This is a genomic window from Pseudomonas saxonica (assembly GCF_007858365.1).
Lineage (GTDB): Bacteria > Pseudomonadota > Gammaproteobacteria > Pseudomonadales > Pseudomonadaceae > Aquipseudomonas > Aquipseudomonas saxonica.
In genome coordinates, this window is record NZ_VFIO01000001.1 from 836,862 (window position 1) to 860,115 (window position 23,254).

Consider the following 23,254-nt stretch of genomic DNA (forward strand, 5'->3'; position numbering starts at 1 on the left):
CGAGCACAGTGTCACCATGCCTATGCCGTCGCGTTTTTCCCGCTTAATCCTGTACACCGCATTGATTTTGATCGGTGCTGCCATCGCGGGTACATGGGCGTGGAGCCAGGCACGGCAGCATGCGCTGGAGCAAAGCGTAAGCCGCGGCCCCGAACAGCTCAACTTGTATGCCAACTCGTTGCACACAGTGATCGAGCGCTACCGTGCATTGCCAGCCGTGCTGGCCTTGGATCCCGAGCTGATTGCGGCACTTGAACAGCCCGTCACGCCTGCAGGACAAGCGCAGCTCAACCGAAAACTGGAACGTATCAACGGTGCTGCACAGTCTTCGACCCTTGAATTGCTCGACAGCACTGGCCTGGCCGTAGCCGCCAGCAATTGGAACACCTCCAACAGTTATGTCGGCCACAACTATGGCTTTCGCCCTTATTTCAGCCAGACACGCGATCAGGGCACAGGCAGCTTCTATGCAGTGGGCGTAACCAGCGGCATTCCGGGCTACTTTATGTCCAGTGCGGTACGGGCTGCAGACGGTCGTTTTCTGGGGGCGATGGTGGTCAAGCTGGAGTTCCCGGAACTGGAACGCGAATGGAGCCAGGGTAACGACACGCTGCTTGTGACCGATAAGCGCGGCATTGTGTTTATTGCCAACCAACCGGGCTGGCGCTACCGACATCTGCGTGAATTGAGTGACCGTGATCTCAGCGAGATAACTCAAACGCGCCAATACGACAAACAACCTCTGACACTGCTGCCCACTCACACTCTGCGCAGTTTTGCCGATAACAGCTACCTGACTCGCGTTGACAGCCCGTCAGGGCCGTCCGACTACTTGTGGGAGAGCCAGGCGCTGAATCCAGAGGACTGGACTCTGCACTTGCTGCGTCAGCCGCAGTTGGCGTCCGAAGACAGCCGCAACGCGGCCCTGGCGGCCATCGGGTTGTGGTTGGCGCTGGTGTTTTTGGCCCTTTTTTTACTGCAACGCTGGCGGCTCGATCGTTTGCGCCAGCGCAACCGCGAAGAACTTGAGCAATTGGTTCAGGCCCGAACCCGCGATCTGCGTACCGCGCAAGATGGCCTTGTGCAATCCGCCAAACTCGCGGCATTAGGCCAAATGTCGGCGGCATTGGCCCACGAAATCAATCAACCACTGACCGCCCAACGCATGCAGTTGGCAACCCTGCGCCTGCTGCTGGATCACGGCCGTATCGACGACGCCTACAAAGCTCTGGCCCCCCTGGAGCAGATGCTCACCAGAATGGCCGCACTCACTGGTCATCTAAAAACGTACGCCCGGCAAAGCCCAAGTGGTTTACGCGAAAGGCTGGATCTGGCGAGCGTTGTCGATCAAGCCTTGCACTTGCTGGAGCCGCGATTGAACGAAGATTCTATCGACCTGAAGGTTGACCTGATACGCCCGGCGTGGGTACGCGGCGACGCGATCCGTCTGGAGCAAGTGCTCATCAACCTGCTGCGCAACGCACTGGATGCCCTGCGCGACAAACCCTGCAAACATTTGGAAGTCCGCATCAAGGCCGATCAACAGCTGTGGTATTTGACCGTGAGCGACAGCGGTGGCGGGATGAGTGATGAGCATTTGGGTAAAGTCTTCGATCCATTTTTCACCACCAAACCTGTAGGCGAAGGATTGGGCTTGGGCCTGGCCGTGTCTTACGCCATTGTTCACGAAATCGGTGGTCGTCTGACCGCTTGTAATCATGCCGATGGCGCGCAGTTCACGCTGACGCTGCCTGTCGCACAGGAATCATGAAACATGCTCAACTCGGTGATCGTGATTGATGATGAGGCCAGCATTCGCAATGCGGTTGAACAATGGCTAAGCCTGAGTGGCTTTGAAGTTCAGTTGTTCAGCTGTGCCGAAGAATGCCTCAACCAATTGCCAGCGCACTTTGCTGGAGTGATTGTCAGTGATGTACGCATGCCGGGCATGGGTGGGTTGGCCCTATTGTCGCGCTTGCAGCAGTTTGACCAGGATCTGCCAGTCATTTTACTGACCGGGCACGGCGATGTGCCCATGGCCGTTGAAGCCATGCGCGATGGCGCTTATGACTTTCTCGAAAAACCCTTCAGCCCTGAAGCGTTGTTAAGCAGCCTGCGCCGCGCCCTCGAAAAGCGCCAACTGGTGCTGGAAAACCGCCGTTTGCACGAGCAGGCCGCCCGGCGCGAACAGATAGAGGGGCGGTTGCTCGGCGTCTCGCGCAGCTTGCAGACCCTGCGCAGGCAAATCACTGATTTGGCACCATTGCCGGTAAACGTGCTGATCCGCGGTGAAACCGGCAGCGGCAAAGAGTTGGTTGCCCGTTGCCTGCATGATTTTGGCCCGCGTGCCGACAAACCTTTTGTGGCCCTGAACTGCGCGGCCATACCTGAGCACTTGTTTGAGGCCGAGCTGTTTGGCCATGAAAACGGCGCATTCACCGGCGCGCAGGGCAAGCGCATTGGCAAGTTGGAATACGCCGACGGCGGTACATTGTTTCTCGACGAAATCGAAAGCATGCCACTGGCTCAGCAAGCCAAACTGCTGAGGGTCCTACAGGAACAAAAACTCGAAAGACTGGGTTCCAACCAGAGCATCCATGTCGACTTGCGGGTGGTTGCAGCGACCAAGCCCGACCTTCTCGACGAGGCCCGCGCTGGCCGTTTTCGTGAAGATCTGGCGTATCGCCTGACGGTGGCTGAATTGCGTTTGGCGCCGCTACGTGAGCGTCGCGAAGACATTCCCATGCTCTATGACTTTTTTTCCCAGCATGCGGCGCAACGCATGGAACGCAGTGCCGCGCCCTTGACCGGGGGGCAACTGTCGTACCTGCTGAGCCACAGTTGGCCGGGTAATGTGCGTGAACTGGCTAACGTCGCCGAACGTCATGTACTGGGCCTGGACGACCCTCAGTTCGATGACATTGACGCCAGCCAATCGCTGGTTGCGCAGCAGGAAGCCTTTGAAGCGCATTGTTTGCGGGCCGCGCTGACGCGGCACAAAGGCGATATCAAAGCGGTGTTACACGAACTGCAACTGCCGCGCCGCACGCTGAATGAAAAAATGCAGCGCCATGGGTTGGTGCGTGAGACGTTTTTGATGATCGAGTAACCCCCTGCAACCCTCACCCTAGCCCTCTCCCAGAGGGAGAGGGGACTGACCGCGCGCGAATTTAAAATCCCCCCTCAATGAACCCCTCCTCTCCAAACCCCCTCTCCCTCTGGGAGAGGGCTGGGGTGAGGGGCTTATGATGTTCGGCGGATTTCCGCTCATCACCCGCCGAAAACCAGCGGATTTCCGCTCACTTCTTGACCCATCCCCCAATAAACAGGGCCTTACAGCCTTGGCACAACTCCTGCTATAGCCCCGCAAGCTCGCGTTTTGTCGCGCTATAACAAAACCAAGAAAAAAAGGATCCATTCAATGGACAATTCAAGCACCCTGCCTGCCGGGGCCGCGTCTGCGGCTCCAAAAGTAAGAACCACTTCCAGCCGCATTAAATCCATCTTCAGTGGCTCCGTCGGCAACATGGTCGAGTGGTACGACTGGTACGTCTACGCCGCCTTCTCGCTGTACTTCGCCAAGGCCTTTTTCCCTAAAGGCGACACCACCGCTCAGTTGCTCAATACCGCCGCCATCTTCGCCGTGGGCTTTTTGATGCGCCCTATCGGCGGCTGGCTGATGGGCCTGTACGCAGACCGTAAAGGCCGCAAAGCTGCATTGATGGCTTCGGTGTTGCTGATGTGCTTCGGCTCGCTGCTGATTGCACTGTCCCCCGGTTACGAAACCATCGGCGTCTGGGCACCCGTTCTGCTGGTGTTTGCCCGTCTGCTGCAAGGTTTGTCAGTGGGTGGCGAATACGGCACCTCGGCCACTTATCTGAGCGAAATGGCCACCAAAGAGCGACGCGGCTTCTTCTCAAGCTTCCAATACGTGACGCTGATCTCGGGTCAGCTCATCGCACTGGGCGTGTTGATCGTGCTGCAACAAACCCTGACTGAAGAACAGCTTTACAGCTGGGGCTGGCGTATTCCGTTTGTAATCGGCGCGCTCTGCGCTGTGGTTGCCTTGTACCTGCGACGGGGCATGGAAGAGACTGAATCATTCAAAAAGGTCAAAACCAAACCTAAAGAAAGCGCCATGCGCACCCTGATGCGGCATCCAAAAGAGCTGTTGACCGTTGTGGGTCTGACCATGGGCGGAACGCTGGCGTTTTACACCTACACCACGTACATGCAGAAGTACCTGGTGAACACGGTGGGCATGAGCATCTCGGACTCCACCACCATCTCGGCCGCCACGTTGTTCCTGTTCATGTGCATACAACCATTGGTGGGCGGGCTGTCGGACAAGATTGGCCGTCGTCCGATCCTGATTGCCTTTGGCGTACTGGGCACACTCTTCACCTACCCGATCCTGACCACGCTGCACACCATCACCACCTGGTGGGGCGCGTTCTTCCTGATTATGGCGGCGCTGATCATTGTCAGCGGTTACACCTCGATCAACGCAGTGGTGAAAGCAGAGCTGTTCCCGACCGAAATTCGTGCACTGGGCGTAGGTCTGCCGTATGCATTGACCGTGTCGATTTTCGGCGGTACGGCCGAATACATCGCCTTGTGGTTTAAAAGTTCCGGCATGGAGACTGGCTACTACTGGTACGTCACCGGCTGTATTGCCTGCTCACTGATGGTCTACGTGACCATGAAAGACACCCGCAAGCACTCGCGCATCGAAACCGATTAAACCTACTACCTGCAGGAACGCCACCGGTCGTTCCTGCAGGGCGTCATCGCCTAAGACAACTCAGCCAGGGCTGGCTGAGAGCGCTTATTTTTGGCATAAGCGGCACCCGCAATCATCACCAGCAATATAGCGGCCAGTACCACTGACGAACCTACCGTGCCGAAGTCCAGTCCGCCTTTGTCATGTGGCTTGGTCAGGAAGTCGCCCAGAGTAGCCCCAAAAGGACGTGTCAGTACAAACGCGACCCAGAACAGCACCACTGAAGACAGTTGGGTGAAGTAGCGCGCCAGCACCACGACCGCAATGGTCGCGCCTATAAACAACGCCCCGCCCGCAAAGCCTAGCCCTGAGTCATCGGCCAGATAGTCCCCCAGCGCCGTTCCCAAGGTGTTGGAAAACAAAATCGCCATCCAGTAAAACATCTCCCCACGCCGCGATTGAACCTTGCTGACATTGAGCGACTCCCCGCTCCATTTCCACGCGGCAAAAATGGCCACCAGAATCGATACCAGAATCAACGAGCCTGTTGCGTAACCTAACCCCAACGAGCGGTCCATAAAATCGGACATCGTTGTACCTGCTGTACTCGTGGACAGAATCACCAGCCAATACAGCACAGGGTTGTAGGTCCTGGAAAATAGTTGAGTCAGCAGGGTCAGCACAAAAACACTGATAAGGATCAGCGAACTGACGGCATACCCTACATTCAGGGTCATCGACAGCAAATCACCTGCCGTCTCACCCAGTGTCGTGGCGCAGATTTTCATCACCCAAAACGCAAGGGTGATCTGGGGAAGTTTATTCATAGGCTCAAGGCTCCAGTTGGCGGGTTGCAATGCCGCATCCAGTAGCGACATATGCACGGCTGAAGACTGGCGCTCAGGGAGTGAAAAATAGGTAATGCACAGATGAAAAGCCCGTCAGGGCAGGCTTTTGTGCAAATTAATGGCCCGTTAATACTGCTAGCGCATCCTCACCCTTAGCCCACTCGCACCTATGACAGCCTTGTGAACGGCCCACCAGGGCATTAACAGGCATTCATCACGTGATAAAGCGCGGGCTAACACATCGAATTAACTGATTACTATCTGCGATTTTTTGCGCTTTTTAATCAAATTATTCGGCGTAGTCTTAAACCCATACCCAGGGCATACCGCCCAACTGAACCAAGGAGCCTTACCATGAAAACTCAATTAATCCTCGCCGCTGCCCTGTCGGTTCTGGCGTTCAATTCCTTTGCCGCTGATGGTTATGACCGCACACACTCTTCGAGCTTTGCTGAAGATGGCTATAGCCGCACCGGTTCTGCCACTGTTGCTGCTGACGGTTATGACCGTACGCACTCCGCCACCTTTGCTGAAGATGGCTACGATCACACTCATTCAGCTTCTTTTGCAGAAGATGGCTATGACAACACCAATGGCGCTCGCTTCAGCTAACCCCTGCGGCAGGCTGAGTAGCCCGGCTTCGGCCGGGCTTAGTCATTTTTGGGGCACCTGAAAGCGTGTCGCTGATTGCGCAGTGAACGTAATAATGAGTTGAGAGACACGGGGAGCTCCCCCTTCGCATCCTGCGCCAGCGGCTACAGAGTCAAGACAGGCTTTGTCATTGGGCGAAATGCCCCGCACTATATGAGCCCTCTATTTCGGCGTATGCGGATTCTGCCCATGTCTGACGATATCCATTTCTACGAACCTTCCCAGGGGCACGGCCTGCCCCATGATCCGTTCAATGCCATTGTCGGGCCGCGCCCCATTGGCTGGATTTCGTCGCACGACGCCGAAGGCCGTTTGAATCTTGCGCCCTACAGCTTTTTCAACGCGTTCAACTACATCCCGCCGATCATCGGGTTTTGCAGTGTGGGCCGCAAAGACAGCCTCAATAACATTGAGCAAACCGGCGAGTTCGTCTGGAACCTGGCCACACGTCCTCTGGCTGAGGCGATGAACCAAAGCTGCGCAATGGTTGCACCTGACATCAATGAGTTCGAGCTGGCCGGACTGACCACTGCCGCCTCACGTGTCGTGAGCGTGCCACGTGTCGCCGAGACACCCGTATCGTTTGAATGCAAGGTCACACAGATCATTCAGTTACAAAGGGCCGATAAGGAACTCGTACCTAGCTGGCTGATTTTGGGGGAGGTGGTGGCAGTGCATATCGCCAAACACCTGCTTAAAGACGGGATTTACGACACGGCAGCTGCCGAGCCTATTTTGCGTGGCGGTGGCCCGGCGGACTATTTCCAGCTGGGCCCCGAGGCATTGTTCAAAATGCACCGCCCACGTTGATTACCAGACCAGCTCGGCGTCTTCAGTGACGCCTTGCAACACGTCAAGCTGTTGCGTTGCGGCAGCATCGGCCGCAGTGGCGGTCTTGAAGGTCTGGTCAGGCAATATTTTATGAAAACGCGGTGCCCCACCTTCGTACAGCGCTTTGACTGCAATAGCGGCGTGGTAAACACCGGGTTCTACCGGGACAACCGCCGCTACCGCTTCAAACTGTGCAAATTCTTTACGTGCCATGGTTTACATTCCGACCATTTAAAGTCGGCATTCTACCCGCTTAACCTGCGTGTTTCTGCATCGGGACCGCAACCTCTTCGGTGAACGTCTGGAACTCCAGGCGTTCAATCATCTGCTCGTTAAGCAGTACGCTGTAGACCTCCATCACCGAGGAGTTGAAGTAAGCCTGCATGGCACATTCGTCTTGCCAATAGCCGGCAATTTGCCACAACAACGGATCGCTGTCGCATTGCTGCAAGGCAAAGTGCAGGCAGCCCGGCGTCTTCAACGTGGGTTCTATCACGCGCATGAGGCACGCCTGTACTTGAACCGAGCATCCGGCGCGGGCATGCACCCGAGTGGTATGACTGACGCAATGGGACTGGGGCATGGTGGCCTCCACACTGAAAATGACCGTGGCAAGGTTCAAAGCTTAAAGCCCAGCCCTCCGCGCCGTTAGTCAATTCCTGCCCAAGGCTTGCACAATTCTGCAAAAGCACACAGGACGTGATCGACATTGCCCGAGCCCATGGCAGCAGCGCCTTACGCCATTTCGAGCAATACTCAGGGCTCACAGTGGATGTATTGGCGCAATAACGACTGACTCCGACAGGATCAGGCAAGACTACGGCAGAAATTGCCTACCCCTGCTCCTTGCACAAACATAAGCTGTGTCTCTACGGTCTTAATGAGGAAGTTCTGCATGTCGTTACTGGAACCGCCGCACCCCGCGCTCGATCCTGCGCTTGAAAAACAGCGCGTGGAACTGGCCGACCTGATTCACCGTCACGCGGCGCAGGATGGTTCGTTTACAACGCAGGTCGACGCCTTATTTGTGTCGCGCTACAGCGTCGCGAGCGACTTCGCTCCCAGCTTGCCGAAACCGGCGCTGTGCATCATGGCTCAAGGCCGCAAAGAGGTCAGACTGGGAGATGAGCACTTCGCCTATGACCCGCTTAATTACCTGGTGGTCTCGGTGTCGATGCCGATCAGTGGCCGTGTGCTGGAAGTGTCCTCTGAACGTCCCGTACTGGCATTGCGTCTGGACATTGACCCACTGGAGATATCTACACTGATCAGCGATGCAGGCCCGATGGGCGTACCGTCCAAACCGGCCGGGCGTGGACTGTACGTCGAGCCTATCGATCAGCCGATGCTGGATGCCTTGTTGCGACTGACGCGCCTGCTCGACACGCCGAAAGACATCGCCATGTTGGCCCCCTTGATCCGCCGCGAGATTCTGTACCGGCTGTTGCGCAGCCCACAGGGCTATCGCCTGTATGAAATCGCCAGCGAAAACAGCCAGGCACACCGCGTCACTCGGGCTATTTCCTGGCTCAACGGCAACTTTGAACAACCCCTGCGCATCGACAATCTGGCCCGCGAAGCCAACTTGAGCGTCTCGACCCTGCACCACCGGTTCAAGTCAGTCACCGCGATGAGCCCGTTGCAGTATCAAAAACAACTGCGACTCAACGAAGCGAGGCGGCTGATGCTCAGTGAAGGGCTTGATGCTTCGGCCGCAGGCTATCGCGTGGGTTATGAGAGCCCCTCACAGTTCAGCCGCGAGTACAGCCGTCAGTTTGGCGCACCGCCTGTACGGGATCTGGCGCGCCTGCGTATGACTTCATAGTGCCCAGGGTCTGTTCCCGCATCATTGCAAGCCGCGTCGCTGGCTAAATTTGATACGCGACTCTAGGCGTGTTGCCAACGCTGTTCATCGACCTCGATAAGGGTCGGGCCGTCGTGGTCGCCGGCACGGGCCAGGGCCGTGCGTAGCTGCGCGGGTCCTTCAACCGTCAACGCTGCACACCCCAGGGCTTTGGCCACGGCTATAAAGTCCGGGGTATAAATATCCACCCCCACCGGTTCAATGGCCCGGTTGAGCATGTACTTTTTAATCTCCCCGTAGCCCTGGTTATTCCAAAGCAACACGATAATCGGTGTGCGCGCCTCGACGGCACTGGCCAGCTCGCTCAAGGTAAATTGCAGACCCCCATCGCCGATCAAGCACAGCACCGGACCACCCGCATGCCCATCAGCACGACGCCCCAGCCAAGCGCCCACCGCGGCAGGCAAGGCATAACCAAGCGTGCCGTAACCGGTTGATGAGTTGAACCAGCGCCGTGGTTGTTCAGGGTTGAAGGTCAGATTGCCGGTGTACACCGGCTGTGTGGAGTCACCGACACACACAGCGTCTGGCAACACCTCGAAAACGGTCTGCAAAAAGAGGGTTTGCGCACGTGTGGGTGCATCCCAGTTGCTGGCCAACTCACTGCGCAGACGCTGGGCTCGCGCCGCGCCCCAATCGGTATCGCGTGGTGAAAAATGTTCGAGGTCAGCCAGCAAGGCTTCCGCTGCCAGCTTGGCATCAGCCACCAGCGCCAGTGTCGGCGGGTAGTTGCGCACGGTTTGATCCGGATCGATGTCGATGCGCAACAACGCGCCCGGGATCTCGAAACCGCCAGCGAAGGTCACGTCGTAATCGGTCTCGGCCAGCTCCGTGCCAATCGCCAGCACCACGTCCGCTTCAGCCACAAGCGCGCGGGTCGCCACCAATGACTGGGTAGAGCCAATCAACAGGGGGTGGCTGGAAGGCAACATGCCCTTTGCGTTAATGGTCAAGGCTACCGGCGCCCCGAGTCGTTCGGCCAACCGCGTGAGCGCCTCGGCGGCATCAATTGCCCCTCCGCCTGCCAGTATCAGCGGACGTTGGGCGTCGGCCAGGCGCTGGCTCATCTGGGCGATGGCCGCCGGCGCAGCGCCCGGACGAGCAACACTGACCGGATGACTGGCGAGTAATGCATCGGCATTTTCCACCAGTACGTCCAATGGGATTTCAATGTGCACCGGACGTGGCCTTCCCGCCTGAAACAGGGCAAACGCCCGCGCCAGCACACTCGGCAACTCTGCCGCAGACATAAGCGTATGGGAAAACGCGGCAACGCCGGCCATCATTGCGCTCTGATTCGGCAACTCATGCAGCTTGCCGCGCCCGCCGCCCAGCTGACTGCGCGACTGCACACTGGAAATCACCAGCATCGGGATTGAGTCGCCGTAGGCTTGCCCCATCGCCGTGGTGATATTGGTCATGCCCGGCCCGGTGATGATGAAACACACCCCCGGTTTGCCGCTGGTGCGCGCATAGCCATCAGCCATAAACCCGGCACCTTGCTCGTGCCGGGGAGTCACGTGACGAATGGTTGAACCTGCAAGGCCGCGATATAACTCAACGGTGTGCACACCGGGGATGCCAAACACCTGCTCAACACCATACGCCTCGAGCAACTTGACCAATACTTCGCCGCACGTCGCCATGTGTCCTGCCTTTTTAATTTACTTTTGAGCCTTTATTGAAGCGAGCACGTGTGGCGCGCACAACGCAATCCTGCTCATACTTGCCATGTCCTGGACTCATGGCTGCCCACCAATGAAACGCTTACCGCCGCTCCCTGCGCTGCACACGTTTATGATCACGGCTCAATGTTGCAACTTCACCCGCGCCGGTGAGCAGCTGCATATCACTCAAGGTGCGGTAAGCCGCCAGATTGCCGGGCTGGAAGAGCATCTGGGCTATTCGCTTTTTCATCGTTTGGCACGCGGCTTAAGCCTCACTGAGCAAGGTCAGGCGCTGTACCCTCGGATCGAACAGGCATTCGACTTGATTGGCGAAGCCATAGAGCAGACCGGCACACGCCGCACGCCATTGCAAATCAAGGCGCCGACCTGCATGCAGCGCTGGCTGCTGCCCAAACTCAAGCAGTGGCAAATGCTACGCCCCGACGTGCCGGTGGAATTGACCAGCAGCATTCAGCACGGGGTGGATTTTCGCCGTGAAACCTTCGACGCCGCCGTGGTCTACAGTCCGGTACCCGGACCTAAACGCGAGGGCCAACACCTGTTCGATGAGCACCTCACCCCCGTGTGCGCCCCGCACTTGTTACAAGGCAGCGCTGCGATCAACACGCTGACCGACCTTGAATACCACACGCTGTTGCATCCCAGCCGTGACCAGCGGGACTGGAACAACTGGCTAAACGCAGTGGGGGCCGACCTGTCTTTGATCCGCCACAGCCAGTACTTTGACACCCTGGACCTTGCCATGACGGTGGCGGCGCAAGGCAATGGTGTGGCGATTGGGGACTTGTCATTGATCGGCGACGACCTTCAGGCCGGCAATCTGGCGATGCCGTTCGATTTCAAAGTCGCGACAGGCGCAGGTTATTACCTGGTGTGCCCGCCTCGGCGCGAACCTTCGGCGCCGTTGCGAGCCTTGATGGAGTGGTTGCTGACTCAGGCTCACTCAACGCCAGGACCCGTTCGTTAAAGGGCACGCTGGCTCACCACTCCACTTCGCCTTTGGCGACTTTGGCGCTGAGTTCCAGCGAAGACTCTTCGCCCAGGTTCGGATAACGCTTTTTCATCGCAGCTATCAACTCGGCTGAATTTCTGGCTTTGGGCGTCTCTTCATCAAAGGCCTTGATGTAGTCGCGGGTGAAGTGAACCGAGCCCAAAGAACGGTCGTTTTCACCCAGGTAATGGCCGGGTACGACAATCTCGGGCTGCAAACTTTCGATGCGTTTAAGGGTCGCCAGCCACTGCCTGTGTGACTGTGGCGTTTGGGTATCGGCCATCCAGACATGCAGCTTGTCTGCCACCACTACACCCCCTACCACTGCCTTGAGCGACGGAATCCACACGTAGCTGCGCTGCGGTTGCCTGCCGGAAAGCCCCATGACGTCCAATTCATGGCCTTCAAGGGTCAAGGTATTGCCCTTCATCACTTCGGGCACAATGATGCGGCTGGGCACATCCGCGCCCATTTGAGGCCCCCAAAAAGCCAGTTTGGCGTCTTTGGTTTCATTGATATGAGCTACGGTCGGCCCCGAGGCAACCACCTTTGCATTCGGAAAGGCCTGGACCAGGGTTTCAAGGCCGAAGTAGTAATCTGGGTCGCCGTGGCTGATGTAGATCGTCGTCAGGTTTTTACCACTGTTACGAATCTTGTCGACCACCTGCCGGGCCTGAGTTTTGGCAAATTGGGCATCAATCAGAATGGCCTCTTTGTCGCCGCTGACCAGCACTGAGGACACCGCAAAAGCTGCCGAATCTCCAGGGTTGTAAACATCCAGGGTCAAAGGCGCCGTGGCTGCAACGGCCTGTGCCATGAGGCTCAGCAAAGTCATGCTAAGGAAAAAACGTCGTAAAACTCGCACTATCGACATAAATCATTCCTCGGCGGATAGATGTAAACATTAGGTCAAGCTTAGTGACCGCTTGGCCTTTCGTCTGCCACTTCATCCAAAGACTCGCTGGTAGTCCATTTGAAGGATGAACCTACGCATGACCACTCGTACAACTGACATGGCAGGAACCAGGGTCTGAGCTAGCCTCAAAGGTGTGATGTCTAGGTCTGACTCCGAATGAAGCAGGAGAGATAACGCCATGACCACTAAAACAAGAACCAGATGCATGACTCTGTTTATCGTTTTTGCTGCCGCTGCTCTGTTTGCAAGTGCGTGTTATCGCGCCGAACAAACGCGTCAAGCAGCCGGATTTACCGTCAGTTGCAATGGCGGGCACTGTAACTCAATGTTCAGCACATTGAGGTAATACCCGCAGACCGGACTGATCATCTCAGTTCGGTCTGTTTGAGTTAATCACGAACGACTGTACCTCCCGGGCTTTCGCGCGCACGTCTATCCAGTAGACTGATCAGATTTGCCCCCCAGGGATTCTTCGTGACCAGCTTGCATCAGCCCGCCTCGCCAAAACCCTCCATTCGCAGCATTCTGATTGCCCTGATGCTGGCGATATTCCTGGGTGCACTCGACCAGACCATCGTAGCCGTTTCGATACCCGCGATTTCCTCTCAATTCAAGGACGTCAGCCAATTGGCGTGGGTAATTTCCGGCTACATGGTGGCAATGACAGTGGCCGTGCCGATTTACGGCAAGCTGGGGGATTTATACGGACGTCGGCGCTTGATGCTGTTTGGCATGAGTGTTTTTACCCTGGCCTCGCTGTTTTGCGGGCTTGCGCAAAATATGGAACAACTGGTGCTGGCCCGGATCATTCAGGGCATTGGCGCGGGCGGCATGATCTCAGTCAGTCAGGCGATTATCGGCGACATCGTGCCGCCCCGTGAGCGCGGTCGCTATCAGGGCTACTTCAGCAGCATGTACGCCGTGGCCAGCGTTGCCGGCCCCGTACTGGGCGGCTACATGACTGAATTCCTATCCTGGCGCTGGGTATTTTTGATCAACTTGCCTCTTGGCCTTGCGGCGCTGTGGATTTCCCATCGCACGCTGATCGGGCTACCCGTCCCACAACGCAAACCGATCATTGATTATGCCGGCACAGTCCTGATGATCATCGGCCTGACGTCATTGCTGCTGGGTATCACCTTTATCGGCCAAGGCTACAGCTGGCATGGCGATCAGGTGATGGGCCTGCTGGTGGCTGCCGTGAGTGCTCTGGCACTGTTTGTGTGGCACGAGCGCCGCACTATAGAACCCTTGCTGCCCATGCACTTGTTTGCCAATCGCAATGCCGTGTTGTGCTGGTGCACGGTGTTCTTCACCAGTTTTCAGGCAATTTCGCTGATTGTGTTGATGCCACTGCGGTATCAAAGCATCACCGGGGCCGGGGCAGACAGTGCGGCGTTACACCTGCTGCCTCTGGCAATGGGTTTACCGATGGGCGCTTACTTTGCCGGGCGCATGACATCGGTGACCGGGCGTTACAAACCGATGATTCTGACAGGTGCGGCACTGATGCCATTTAGCATTTTGGGCATGGCCTTTAGCCCCCCGAGTGCCGAGGTGTTGAGTGGCGTATTCATGTTGTTGAGCGGAATAGCCGCGGGCATGCAGTTTCCGACGTCACTGGTGGGCGCGCAGAACTCGGTGCAACAGCATGATATTGGTGTGGCCACCAGCACCACGAACCTGTTTCGCTCACTGGGTGGCGCCATGGGCGTGGCGTTGATGTCAGCCTTGTTGCTCGCGCTGCTGCATGACTCATTGCTGGCACCTGTTACGGGTCAGCCACTGCTGGGTGAAGGCAGTTCGGGCAATGTGCTGCTGGATGGTTTAAACGCCGTGCAAGGGCCAGCGCTGGATGACCTGCGGCTGGAGCTGCTGCAGACATTCCGCCATTTGTTGACTGTCAGCGCGGTGGTTTCACTGCTGGGGTTGAGTGCGGCGATTGCCATGCCCAATCAACTGCTTCGCGGGCGGGGCGACAAGGTCAAAAGCCCCTCACCCTAACCCTCTCCCGGAGGGAGAGGGGATTAAAAGCAGAGGCTGATTTGCGCAACACCACCAATCAGCCATTTGTTGACTGTCAGCGCGGTGGTTTCGCTGTTGGGGTTGAGTGCGGCGATTGCCATGCCCAATCAACTACTTCGCGGGCGGGGCGACAAGGTCAAAAGCCCCTCACCCTAACCCTCTCCCGAGCAAAAGCTGATTTGCGCAACGCCACCAATCAGCCCCCTCTCCCTCCGGGAGAGGGTCGGGGTGAGGGCCAGCCACACCGCTAATTTCAAGGCTTGGCACTAATCTGCTTTTGCAAGTTTTGAATCTGACTTTGCAATGTGTTGATGTTGCGCGTCACTTGAGCGCGAAACACGTCAAATTCAGCAGCATTGGCACCTTTGGCAGGCACCGGACGATTTTCCAGTTCACTTTTGAGCACCAGTAAATCCTGCTCCAGACGCTCAATGGCAGCGCTTGGATTACCTTGCTTCTTCAAGGCCGCGACATCCGCTGCCTGCTGGTCAAAGCTGCCTTTGAGGGCCGAAACCTCGGCCGTCAAACCTTTTATCTGAGTATCAAATTTGGTTTGAGCCTCTTGCTCAGCCGTCACCTGCGCCAGCAACGCCGTATTGATTTTCTCAAACCGGGCATCCAACTCGCCTTTCTGCCCTTCAACCGCACCCTGCTGGCGCTTGCTCTGTTCAAGCAGTTGCTCTTCAAGTTGTTTGATCTGAAGTTTCAAGGCTTCACTGCCCGTGTTAAGGCTCGACTCGCTGGCCACCACTTTGCCGGATATAGCCTGCAATCGCCCTGCGGCTTCTTCACTGATGCGCGCAAAGCTTTCTTGCGTCGCTACTAACTGCTGCTCCATCAATGAAATCTGCTGAAAACTCCACCACGCCAACCCCGCAATAGCCAACAGCAGTGCGCCGATAAACGCCCACAAAGGGCCAGTGTGTGGCGCGTCCACCTTAATCACAGGTGCCGTGCGCGAATACACCGTGGTGCGTTCGCGGGCACCGGCACTTTGCACTCCGTCATCCTCCTCGATGGCATGCAGGGTGGGAACAGAGTCAAAATCATCGCGAGCATCGTTACGCATGAAAAAACCTTATAAAAACCTGGAGGTGAGTGTTAACGGTACGGCGATTGCTGAGCCTTCCACCAACCGCAAAATTCGTCCAGCGCGGCCCACAGTGTGACTTTGGGGTCGTAGTCGAGATAGTGCCGGGCACGGCTGATGTCGAGTGTGAAGTCCCTACTCATGAACTGTGCCCCCAAACGTGATTGCGAAGGCTCTGGCTGGCCCGGCCACAGCTTGCACGCCAACTCGCTCAAGGCCCCCATACTGTAAGCGAGACCATAGCTACGGTGACGGGTCACTTGCGCAATATTCATCTGACGCATCACATAATTAATCACATCCCACAACGGAATCGGCGCCCCATTACTGATGTTGTAGGCCTTGCCCAATGCAGAACCGCTCGCCAGCAGGCTGCTCAGCAGCGCATCACTGAGGTTTTGCACACTGGTGAAATCAACCTTGTTCAAACCGTTGCCGACGATCGCCAACCGACCTTTGCGCTGCATTTTCAATAAGCGCGGAAACACACTCATATCCCCCGCGCCGGTTACACATCGTGGGCGCAGGGCAATCACTTCGAGCCCGAACTCCTGGGCGCCAAAGACCTTTTGCTCGGCCAGATTTTTGGTAGCCGCATAAGGGTGCCGAAATCGTCGAGGCACCTGCTCTTCTGTCAGCCCGACATGAGAGCGCCCGTCGAAGTAAAGTGCGGCAGACGAGAGATGCACCAACCGCCGAACGCGCTGTTTCAAACAGGCTTCAACCACGTTTTCGGTGACCAGCACATTGTCGCGCTGGAAGTCCTGATAACGACCCCAAGTACCTCGGTGGCCCGCACAATGCACCACGGCATCGATATCGACGCACAAGTCGCGCACCAACAGACCATCGGTCAAATCACCCGGGATAAATTCAGCACCACGACGTACCAGGTGTTCAACACCCTCGGCTCGTCGTCCGCTGACCCGCACGTCAAAGCCCTGCTCCAAGGCAAAGCGCGCAAAGCGTCCGCCAATAAAGCCGCTCGCGCCGGTGACCAGAATCTTCATCAATCGCTCCAATGCTGTAATTCTTGTTGCTTGCTGTTTAAACGCTACTTGTCACAACAAAGGCACTAACCAGCGCTGCGCCGAACGCGATAAATGTTCGGTTAGCTGGCCCAGCAATTGTCCACCATTACGCCAATGATGCCAGTACAGTGGCACGTCGATGGGTTTATCTGGCAGCAACTCGACTAATACGCCATTTGCCAGCTGCTCACGCACCTGTAACTCCGGTACAAGCCCCCATCCCAGTCCGGCTTCGGTCAGGCGGATAAAACCTTCGGAAGACGGGCACAGATGATGCTCGAAACTGCCATCGACACCCAAGGCGGCCAAGTAACGGTGTTGCAGAAAATCATCCGGGCCGAACACCAGCGCGGGGGTTTTAGGGAGTAATTCGGCGCGAACACCACCAGGAAAATGCCGTGCAACGAACGCAGGGCTGGCGAGTGCCCGATAACGCATGGCCCCCAGTAAAACACTGCGCGCACCCGCTACCGGGCGTTCGCTGGCACATAAGCACGCGGCGACTTCCCCTGCCCGCATGCGTTTGAGCCCCACCGTCTGATCCTCTACCACCAAGTCCAATAGCAGGTGCTGTTCGGCACAGAAGTCACTGACCGCCGTCGCCCACCAAGTGGCCAGGCTGTCTGCATTCAAGGCAATGCGCAGACGCTCGGGCATCCCCTCGTCATCCAGCGCCGGTACGGCACTTTGCAAATCGCGCTCAAGCAAGCGCACTTGCTGAACATGGTTAAGCAAGCGTCGACCTATCTCAGTCGGGCTCGGCGGCGTTGCGCGAATCAGCACCGGTTGGCCAATACGCGCCTCGAGCAATTTGATGCGTTGGGAAACGGCCGATTGCGACAGACCCAATACCTGCGCAGCCCGCTCAAACCCCGCTTGTTCTACCACTGCGGCCAGCGCAGAAAGCAATTTATAGTCGAACATCAGTTTTCCTAATGAGCGATCAGTAGTATTGGTTTTTCTTATACAGCCAAGAACAGGACAATAGCCAGCAGCAAACTTCTTTCCGGCTGCAGTACAACGAGTGAATTTTATGTGGCAAAGCTATCTTAATGGTCTGTTGGTCGCGTTCGGTCTGATCATGGCCATCGGCACTCAGAATGCCTTCGTACTGGCGCAAAGCTTGCGTCGGGAACATCACCTGCCAGTGGCGGCATTTTGCGTGGTGTGCGATGCATTGCTCGTCGCTGCCGGTGTTTTTGGCCTGGCCACTGTTCTGGCGCAAAACCCGCTGCTGCTCAGTGCGGCACGCTGGGGTGGCGCGGTATTTTTGTTGTGGTACGGCACACAGGCGCTGCGTCGAGCATTTTCCAGTTCAAGCCTTGAGCAGACGGCCGGGCAGACAGCGCGTTCACTCAAAGCCGTCATGCTCAGTGCACTAGCGGTGACGTTGCTCAACCCGCATGTCTATCTCGATACCGTGTTGCTGATTGGCTCCCTTGGGGCGCAACAAAGTGTTCCCGGCGCATATGTGGTGGGTGCAGCCAGTGCGTCATTGTTGTGGTTTTTTACGCTGGCAATTGGAGCCGCTTGGTTGGCGCCTTGGCTGGCAAGACCCTCTACATGGCGCATTCTGGATATGTTAGTGGCAGTGATGATGTATGCGGTGGCAATACAGTTGATTCTGGCAGGATGAGATGGCTTCAAGCTTCACGCTTATAACCTGCCGCGTACCGCTCAATTTTTTATCAACCCGGCTGAAACGTCTATTCCACACAGTTGTCGCGTGGTTATGCCGCCACCCCGGTGCTATGATCTTGGCCTGCGCCGCAAAGAGTAAAAACTCCCTGGCGCGTGTTTGGCCGCCCGTGATCGGCCTTGCGCTCATCGCAACTGACCTGATTAGGAGAATCATCATGGCTTTCGAATTGCCGCCGCTGCCCTACGCACACGATGCCCTGCAGCCGCACATCTCCAAAGAAACCCTGGAGTTTCACCACGACAAGCACCACAACACCTACGTCGTGAACCTGAACAACCTGGTGCCAGGCACCGAGTTTGAAGGCAAAACCCTGGAAGAGATCGTCAAAACCTCTTCGGGTGGCATTTTCAACAACGCCGCTCAGGTCTGGAACCACACCTTTTACTGGAACTGCATGACGCCAAACGGCGGCGGCGAACCTACCGGTGCTCTGGCCGAAGCCATCAACGCTGCATTCGGTTCCTTCGACAAGTTCAAGGAAGAGTTCAGCAAAACGTCCATCGGCACATTCGGCTCCGGCTGGGGCTGGCTGGTCAAGAAAGCTGACGGTTCCCTGGCTCTGGCAAGCACCATTGGCGCCGGTAACCCGCTGACCAGCGGCGACACCCCGCTGCTGACCTGCGACGTTTGGGAACACGCTTACTACATCGACTACCGCAACGTACGTCCAAAATATGTAGAAGCGTTCTGGAACCTCGTTAACTGGAAGTTCGTCGCTGAGCAGTTCGAAGGCAAAACCTTCACCGCTTAAGCCTGACACCCAGTAAAAAACCCGGCTTGCCGGGTTTTTTATTGCCTGATTAAAAGCGCCCCACCCGATACGGGCGCCCCCTCCGACCGCTTCTCTTCTCGTGGTGACTCGTGCCCACCCGCTCATACTCAGTTAACAATACACCTGCACACTCGTCTTTGTGACTATCGTGAGATAGCTGCATCTAACATCCGCATCAATGTCCCTGTACACAGGCCACAGCAGTAACGGTAACAAACAAGGAATTGCGCTTTGAGGCTGGAATTCAAAAACAGCTTGTCACTCAAGCTACTCCGGGTTGTGCTGCTGTCAGCATTGGCCGTAGGGAGCGTAATCAGTTGCGCGCAAATCGTGCTGAATATCTACGAAACACGACGGACCCTGGAGCACGATGCTCAACGTTTACTGGTCATGTTTCGCGACCCATCGACTCAAGCGCTCTATAGCCTTGATCGCGATATGGCCATGCAAGTCATCAGCGGCCTGTTCCAGGATGACTCTGTCAGCCAAGCCTCGATTGGCAACTCCAGCACCGGGCCTCTTGCGCAAAAGTCCCGCCCCCTGATGGACACACCCTACCGTTGGCTCACCGATTACATATTGGGCAAGGAGCGCACCTTTACTATCCCGCTCAAAAGCAGCTCGCAATACAACGAGTATTACGGTGATTTGAGCCTCTCTCTCGATACAGCCATATACGGCGAAGCGTTTCTGACCAATGCCGCAGAGGTGTTTATCTCCGGTGTTTTACGGGCTCTGCTGATGGGGTTGGTGTTGTACCTCGTGTATCACTGGTTATTGACCCGCCCCCTCTCGAAAATCATCCGACACCTGACACGCGTTAACCCTGACCACCCCAGTAAAAACGCCATGCCGCTTCTCAAGGGCCATCAGCACAATGAGTTAGGGGTATGGGTCAATACGATTAATCAATTATTGGCATCCATTGAACGTAATACGCATCTACGTCGAGAAGCTGAAAGCTCTCTGCTTCGTATGACTCAGCATGACTTTCTGACGGGTCTGCCCAACCGTAAGCAACTGCAAATCCTACTGAGTAAAATGCTGGCCGATGCGGGCCGCTCCCAGCGCCGTGTAGCGGTGTTGTGTGTCGGCCTGGACGATTTCAAAGATATAAACGAACAGTTTGGTTATCAGGCTGGCGATCAGTTGTTGCAGGTCATTACCGACCGATTGCAGAGCCATAATCAAACCGTCGGGGCACTGGCTCGTCTGGGCGGGGATCAATTCGCGTTAATTCAGCCACACATTGAACAGCCCTACGAGTCTGCCGAATTAGCTCAAAGCATTCTGGATACATTCCTCACACCCTTCAACGTGGGTCAACACGCCATTCGCTTGCGGGCAACGATTGGCATTACGCTGTTTCCAGAAGACAGCGACACGGCTGAACAATTGCTACAAAAAGCCGAACAAACCATGACGCTGGCGAAAACCCGTTCACGAGGCCGTTATCAGTTTTATATTGCCAGTGTGGATCGCCAAATGCGCCGCATGCGTGAACTTGAACAAGACCTGCAAGACGCCTTGCCCAACAACCAGCTCTACCTGGTTTACCAACCGCAAATTCGTTACAGCGACCACCGTATCGTGGGCGTCGAAGCGTTATTACGTTGGAAGCACCCCAAGCACGGCATGATCGCTCCTGACCTCTTTATTCCGCTGGCTGAAAAAAACGCCAGCATTATTGCGATCGGTGAGTGGGTGCTGGACCAAGCCTGTCGCCAACTGCGGGAATGGCATGATCTGGGCTTCAATGAACTGCGCATAGCGGTGAATCTGTCGACGGTGCAGTTACACCATGCCGACTTGCCAGAAATGATCGATAGCCTGTTACAGAGCCACTGCCTGGCACCGCGCAGTCTAGAGCTGGAAGTCACTGAAACCAGCCTTATGGAAGACATCAACACCGCCCGCCAACACTTGCTCAGCCTGCGTCGCTCCGGGGCCCTGATCGCCATTGATGATTTTGGAACGGGTTACTCGTCATTGAGTTACCTCAAGAGCCTGCCGCTAGACAAAATCAAGATCGACAAGAGTTTTGTTCAAGACCTGATGAAGGACGACGACGATGCAACTATTGTGCGGGCCATTATTCAACTGGGTAAAAGCCTGGGCATGCAGGTCATTGCCGAGGGCGTCGAAACCATTGAACAAGAAACGTATGTGATCAAGGAGGGCTGCCATGAAGGTCAGGGCTATTTGTACAGTAAACCCCTGTCTGCGCGGGCCTTGAGCGCGTATCTGATCAAGGAAGAGCGTGAACGCACGCTCATTCTGTAAATCCATATTTCAAGATTTGGGACAGAATCAGCCTGAGACTATGTAAATAAGAAAGATTTCCAACACTAACCCTTTACACAAAATGCATATCTTTCGCATCATGTCGCAGTTTTGCGTGCAGCCGCACGCTTGTCCCACCTCTCGAAGCAGGATTTTCGCCATGATTCGTATGCCCCTGGCCACCGCCAGTCTGCTGGCCATTGCTATCACACTCGCCGGTTGTGGCGACAAGGACAAGGAAAAAACAGCTGCGGCTCCAACGCCAGCGGCAACGACCAACGTGGCAACACCGGCCACTGACATCACCGCAGCCAAAGTTGATGAAGCAGCGGCCAAAGCCGTTGTCGGCCACTACGCTGACATGGTTCACGCCGTGTACAGCGACGCCGAATCCACCGCGAAAAACCTGCAAACCGCTATCGACGCGTTCCTTGCCAAGCCCAACGACGAGACCTTGAAAGCCGCTCGCGAGGCGTGGGTTCAAGCCCGTGTGCCTTACCTGCAAAGCGAAGTGTTCCGCTTCGGCAACACCATCATTGATGACTGGGAAGGCCAAGTGAACGCCTGGCCGCTGGACGAAGGCCTGATCGATTACGTTGACGCTTCCTACGCTGGCGCACTGGGCAATCCGGGGGCCAATGCAAACATCATCGCCAACACCGAGATTCAGGTCGGCGAAGACAAAGTCGACGTGACTGAAATCACACCTGAAACCCTGGCCAGCCTGAACGAACTGGGCGGTTCTGAAGCCAACGTTGCGACTGGCTACCACGCCATCGAATTCCTGTTGTGGGGCCAGGATCTCAACGGCACCGGCCCGGGCGCAGGCAACCGTCCTGCCTCCGACTACCTTGAAGGCGAAGGCGCTACCGGCGGCCACAATGATCGCCGTCGTGCGTACCTGAAAGCCGTAACCCAACTGCTGGTGAACGACCTGAACGAAATGGTCGGTAACTGGGCACCGAATGTGGCCGACAACTACCGCGCTACCCTCGAAGCCGATACACCGCAAAACGGTCTGCGCAAAATGCTGTTTGGCATGGGCAGCCTGTCGTTGGGCGAACTGGCTGGCGAGCGCATGAAAGTGTCGCTGGAAGCCAACTCCCCGGAAGACGAACAAGACTGCTTCAGCGACAACACCCACAACTCGCACTTCTACGACGCCAAAGGTATTCGTAACGTGTACCTGGGCGAGTACGTCCGCGCTGACGGCACCAAAATGACCGGCCCTAGCCTGTCTTCTCTGGTGGTGGTGGTTGACCCCGCTACAGACGCCACGTTGAAATCCGATCTGGCTGACACCGAAGCCAAGATTCAGGTCATGGTTGACCACGCCAACAAGGGTGAGCACTACGACCAGTTGATCGCAGCGGGCAACGAAGCCGGCAACCAAGTCGTTCGTGACGCCATTGCAGCCCTGGTCAAACAGACCGGCGCTATCGAGCAAGCCGCTGGCAAACTCGGTATCAGCGACCTGAACCCGGATAACGCCGATCACGAGTTCTGATCAAGAAAGTAAAAGCACACACGCGATTTAAGGGTTGAAAGCCCTCACGGAAATCCATTGGGATGGGCGTGTAGTCACAACGATAAAACCGGTGCCCGTACAGGCATCGGTTTTTTTGTTTTACCGGCCCGGTATGTGTAAATCCAGCGCTAGTGGCTTTTAAATACGGCCGGGGGATGCAGACAATCAAAATTATAAGGATCCATCTCACACTTATAAGCAAGCTCAGTGCCGGAATCTTTTTGAGGAAAGTATCCCTTGGGAAATAGCCGTGCATTCGCACAGCCAGAAAGTAATATCACTGCAATCAATACCGATAATCCTTTCATGGG

At 56.3% G+C, this 23,254-nt stretch carries 20 protein-coding genes; 12 read left to right on the plus strand and 8 right to left on the minus strand.

The annotated features are described in order from the left end of the window. The first annotated feature begins 16 nt into the window (after positions 1-16). The 3 genes from FJD38_RS03910 to FJD38_RS03920 all read left to right on the plus strand — a co-directional run bounded on the left by FJD38_RS03910 (position 17) and on the right by FJD38_RS03920 (position 4,744). Positions 17-1,771, plus strand: coding sequence for an ATP-binding protein (locus FJD38_RS03910; RefSeq protein WP_146383997.1), 1,755 nt, complete (start codon positions 17-19; stop codon positions 1,769-1,771). Between the two features lie 3 nt (positions 1,772-1,774). Beyond that, positions 1,775-3,109, plus strand: a complete 1,335-nt coding sequence (locus FJD38_RS03915; RefSeq protein WP_146383999.1) for a sigma-54-dependent transcriptional regulator — start codon at positions 1,775-1,777, stop codon at positions 3,107-3,109. A gap of 312 nt (positions 3,110-3,421) precedes the next feature. Then, positions 3,422-4,744, plus strand: a complete 1,323-nt coding sequence (locus tag FJD38_RS03920) for an MFS transporter (RefSeq protein ID WP_122784659.1) — start codon at positions 3,422-3,424, stop codon at positions 4,742-4,744. A gap of 50 nt (positions 4,745-4,794) precedes the next feature. Here FJD38_RS03920 and FJD38_RS03925 read toward each other — a convergent pair whose 3' ends face one another. Then, positions 4,795-5,550: a COG4705 family protein gene (locus tag FJD38_RS03925; RefSeq protein ID WP_146384001.1), complete on the minus strand. Its 756-nt coding sequence runs from the start codon at positions 5,548-5,550 to the stop codon at positions 4,795-4,797. A 375-nt stretch (positions 5,551-5,925) separates the two neighbouring features. Between FJD38_RS03925 and FJD38_RS03930 the strand changes: the two genes are divergently transcribed. Together FJD38_RS03930 and FJD38_RS03935 are read left to right on the plus strand one after the other, a co-directional pair. After that, a complete protein-coding gene (locus FJD38_RS03930; protein WP_122784661.1) occupies positions 5,926-6,183 on the plus strand; it encodes a hypothetical protein in 258 nt (85 codons plus the stop codon). A gap of 228 nt (positions 6,184-6,411) precedes the next feature. Further along, positions 6,412-7,032: a flavin reductase family protein gene (locus FJD38_RS03935; RefSeq protein ID WP_122784662.1), complete on the plus strand. Its 621-nt coding sequence runs from the start codon at positions 6,412-6,414 to the stop codon at positions 7,030-7,032. Here FJD38_RS03935 and FJD38_RS03940 read toward each other — a convergent pair whose 3' ends face one another. Continuing rightward, the gene (locus tag FJD38_RS03940) at positions 7,033-7,266 is read right to left on the minus strand and encodes a hypothetical protein (RefSeq protein ID WP_146384003.1); all 234 of its coding nucleotides are present in this window, start codon (positions 7,264-7,266) and stop codon (positions 7,033-7,035) included. A 40-nt stretch (positions 7,267-7,306) separates the two neighbouring features. After that, positions 7,307-7,636 carry a putative quinol monooxygenase gene (locus FJD38_RS03945; protein WP_122784892.1) on the minus strand — a complete coding sequence of 110 codons (330 nt, stop codon included), beginning with the start codon at positions 7,634-7,636 and terminating at the stop codon, positions 7,307-7,309. A gap of 312 nt (positions 7,637-7,948) precedes the next feature. On the opposite strand from FJD38_RS03945, the gene FJD38_RS03950 reads away from it, so the two are divergent. Beyond that, positions 7,949-8,878, plus strand: a complete 930-nt coding sequence (locus FJD38_RS03950; protein WP_146384005.1) for an AraC family transcriptional regulator — start codon at positions 7,949-7,951, stop codon at positions 8,876-8,878. 62 nt (positions 8,879-8,940) lie between these two features. Here the strand turns inward: FJD38_RS03950 and FJD38_RS03955 are convergent, their stop codons facing one another. Beyond that, the gene (locus FJD38_RS03955; protein WP_146384007.1) at positions 8,941-10,563 is read right to left on the minus strand and encodes a 5-guanidino-2-oxopentanoate decarboxylase; all 1,623 of its coding nucleotides are present in this window, start codon (positions 10,561-10,563) and stop codon (positions 8,941-8,943) included. A gap of 112 nt (positions 10,564-10,675) precedes the next feature. On the opposite strand from FJD38_RS03955, the gene FJD38_RS03960 reads away from it, so the two are divergent. Continuing rightward, positions 10,676-11,572: a LysR substrate-binding domain-containing protein gene (locus tag FJD38_RS03960; RefSeq protein ID WP_146384009.1), complete on the plus strand. Its 897-nt coding sequence runs from the start codon at positions 10,676-10,678 to the stop codon at positions 11,570-11,572. Positions 11,573-11,585: 13 nt separating this feature from the next. Here FJD38_RS03960 and FJD38_RS03965 read toward each other — a convergent pair whose 3' ends face one another. Next, on the minus strand, positions 11,586-12,470 hold the full coding sequence (locus tag FJD38_RS03965; protein ID WP_122784667.1) for an MBL fold metallo-hydrolase: 885 nt from the start codon (positions 12,468-12,470) through the stop codon (positions 11,586-11,588). A 516-nt stretch (positions 12,471-12,986) separates the two neighbouring features. Here FJD38_RS03965 and FJD38_RS03970 point away from each other — a divergent pair. After that, positions 12,987-14,516 carry an MDR family MFS transporter gene (locus tag FJD38_RS03970; RefSeq protein ID WP_146384011.1) on the plus strand — a complete coding sequence of 510 codons (1,530 nt, stop codon included), beginning with the start codon at positions 12,987-12,989 and terminating at the stop codon, positions 14,514-14,516. A 274-nt stretch (positions 14,517-14,790) separates the two neighbouring features. Here the strand turns inward: FJD38_RS03970 and FJD38_RS03975 are convergent, their stop codons facing one another. From FJD38_RS03975 to FJD38_RS03985, 3 genes are read right to left on the minus strand one after another with little or no spacing between them, the layout of a single operon-like run. After that, complete coding sequence (locus tag FJD38_RS03975) at positions 14,791-15,606, minus strand: ATPase (RefSeq protein ID WP_146384013.1); 816 nt, start codon at positions 15,604-15,606, stop codon at positions 14,791-14,793. Positions 15,607-15,638: 32 nt separating this feature from the next. Then, on the minus strand, positions 15,639-16,637 hold the full coding sequence (locus tag FJD38_RS03980; protein ID WP_146384015.1) for an NAD-dependent epimerase/dehydratase family protein: 999 nt from the start codon (positions 16,635-16,637) through the stop codon (positions 15,639-15,641). Positions 16,638-16,688: 51 nt separating this feature from the next. Then, a complete protein-coding gene (locus tag FJD38_RS03985; protein ID WP_146384017.1) occupies positions 16,689-17,582 on the minus strand; it encodes a LysR family transcriptional regulator ArgP in 894 nt (297 codons plus the stop codon). A 109-nt stretch (positions 17,583-17,691) separates the two neighbouring features. Between FJD38_RS03985 and FJD38_RS03990 the strand changes: the two genes are divergently transcribed. From FJD38_RS03990 to FJD38_RS04005, 4 genes are all read left to right on the plus strand, one after another. Further along, positions 17,692-18,294 carry a LysE/ArgO family amino acid transporter gene (locus FJD38_RS03990; protein WP_122784672.1) on the plus strand — a complete coding sequence of 201 codons (603 nt, stop codon included), beginning with the start codon at positions 17,692-17,694 and terminating at the stop codon, positions 18,292-18,294. Positions 18,295-18,514: 220 nt separating this feature from the next. Next, positions 18,515-19,111 (plus strand): superoxide dismutase, encoded by a 597-nt coding sequence (locus tag FJD38_RS03995; protein WP_122784673.1) that lies wholly within the window; start codon positions 18,515-18,517, stop codon positions 19,109-19,111. A 252-nt stretch (positions 19,112-19,363) separates the two neighbouring features. Continuing rightward, a complete protein-coding gene (locus FJD38_RS04000; RefSeq protein ID WP_146384019.1) occupies positions 19,364-21,415 on the plus strand; it encodes a putative bifunctional diguanylate cyclase/phosphodiesterase in 2,052 nt (683 codons plus the stop codon). A 160-nt stretch (positions 21,416-21,575) separates the two neighbouring features. After that, positions 21,576-22,922 (plus strand): imelysin family protein, encoded by a 1,347-nt coding sequence (locus tag FJD38_RS04005; protein WP_122784675.1) that lies wholly within the window; start codon positions 21,576-21,578, stop codon positions 22,920-22,922. Positions 22,923-23,254 lie beyond the last annotated feature (332 nt).

What these genes read in the sequence shown, in the direction of transcription:
- FJD38_RS03910 (WP_146383997.1), top strand. Translation starts at nt 17, where the DNA reads ATGCCTATGCCGTCGCGTTTTTCCCGCTTAATCCTGTACACCGCATTG.
- FJD38_RS03915 (WP_146383999.1), top strand. Translation starts at nt 1,775, where the DNA reads ATGCTCAACTCGGTGATCGTGATTGATGATGAGGCCAGCATTCGCAAT.
- FJD38_RS03920 (WP_122784659.1), top strand. Translation starts at nt 3,422, where the DNA reads ATGGACAATTCAAGCACCCTGCCTGCCGGGGCCGCGTCTGCGGCTCCA.
- FJD38_RS03925 (WP_146384001.1), bottom strand. Translation starts at nt 5,550, where the DNA reads ATGAATAAACTTCCCCAGATCACCCTTGCGTTTTGGGTGATGAAAATC.
- FJD38_RS03930 (WP_122784661.1), top strand. Translation starts at nt 5,926, where the DNA reads ATGAAAACTCAATTAATCCTCGCCGCTGCCCTGTCGGTTCTGGCGTTC.
- FJD38_RS03935 (WP_122784662.1), top strand. Translation starts at nt 6,412, where the DNA reads ATGTCTGACGATATCCATTTCTACGAACCTTCCCAGGGGCACGGCCTG.
- FJD38_RS03940 (WP_146384003.1), bottom strand. Translation starts at nt 7,266, where the DNA reads ATGGCACGTAAAGAATTTGCACAGTTTGAAGCGGTAGCGGCGGTTGTC.
- FJD38_RS03945 (WP_122784892.1), bottom strand. Translation starts at nt 7,636, where the DNA reads ATGCCCCAGTCCCATTGCGTCAGTCATACCACTCGGGTGCATGCCCGC.
- FJD38_RS03950 (WP_146384005.1), top strand. Translation starts at nt 7,949, where the DNA reads ATGTCGTTACTGGAACCGCCGCACCCCGCGCTCGATCCTGCGCTTGAA.
- FJD38_RS03955 (WP_146384007.1), bottom strand. Translation starts at nt 10,563, where the DNA reads ATGGCGACGTGCGGCGAAGTATTGGTCAAGTTGCTCGAGGCGTATGGT.
- FJD38_RS03960 (WP_146384009.1), top strand. Translation starts at nt 10,676, where the DNA reads ATGAAACGCTTACCGCCGCTCCCTGCGCTGCACACGTTTATGATCACG.
- FJD38_RS03965 (WP_122784667.1), bottom strand. Translation starts at nt 12,470, where the DNA reads ATGTCGATAGTGCGAGTTTTACGACGTTTTTTCCTTAGCATGACTTTG.
- FJD38_RS03975 (WP_146384013.1), bottom strand. Translation starts at nt 15,606, where the DNA reads ATGCGTAACGATGCTCGCGATGATTTTGACTCTGTTCCCACCCTGCAT.
- FJD38_RS03980 (WP_146384015.1), bottom strand. Translation starts at nt 16,637, where the DNA reads ATGAAGATTCTGGTCACCGGCGCGAGCGGCTTTATTGGCGGACGCTTT.
- FJD38_RS03985 (WP_146384017.1), bottom strand. Translation starts at nt 17,582, where the DNA reads ATGTTCGACTATAAATTGCTTTCTGCGCTGGCCGCAGTGGTAGAACAA.
- FJD38_RS03990 (WP_122784672.1), top strand. Translation starts at nt 17,692, where the DNA reads ATGTGGCAAAGCTATCTTAATGGTCTGTTGGTCGCGTTCGGTCTGATC.
- FJD38_RS03995 (WP_122784673.1), top strand. Translation starts at nt 18,515, where the DNA reads ATGGCTTTCGAATTGCCGCCGCTGCCCTACGCACACGATGCCCTGCAG.
- FJD38_RS04005 (WP_122784675.1), top strand. Translation starts at nt 21,576, where the DNA reads ATGATTCGTATGCCCCTGGCCACCGCCAGTCTGCTGGCCATTGCTATC.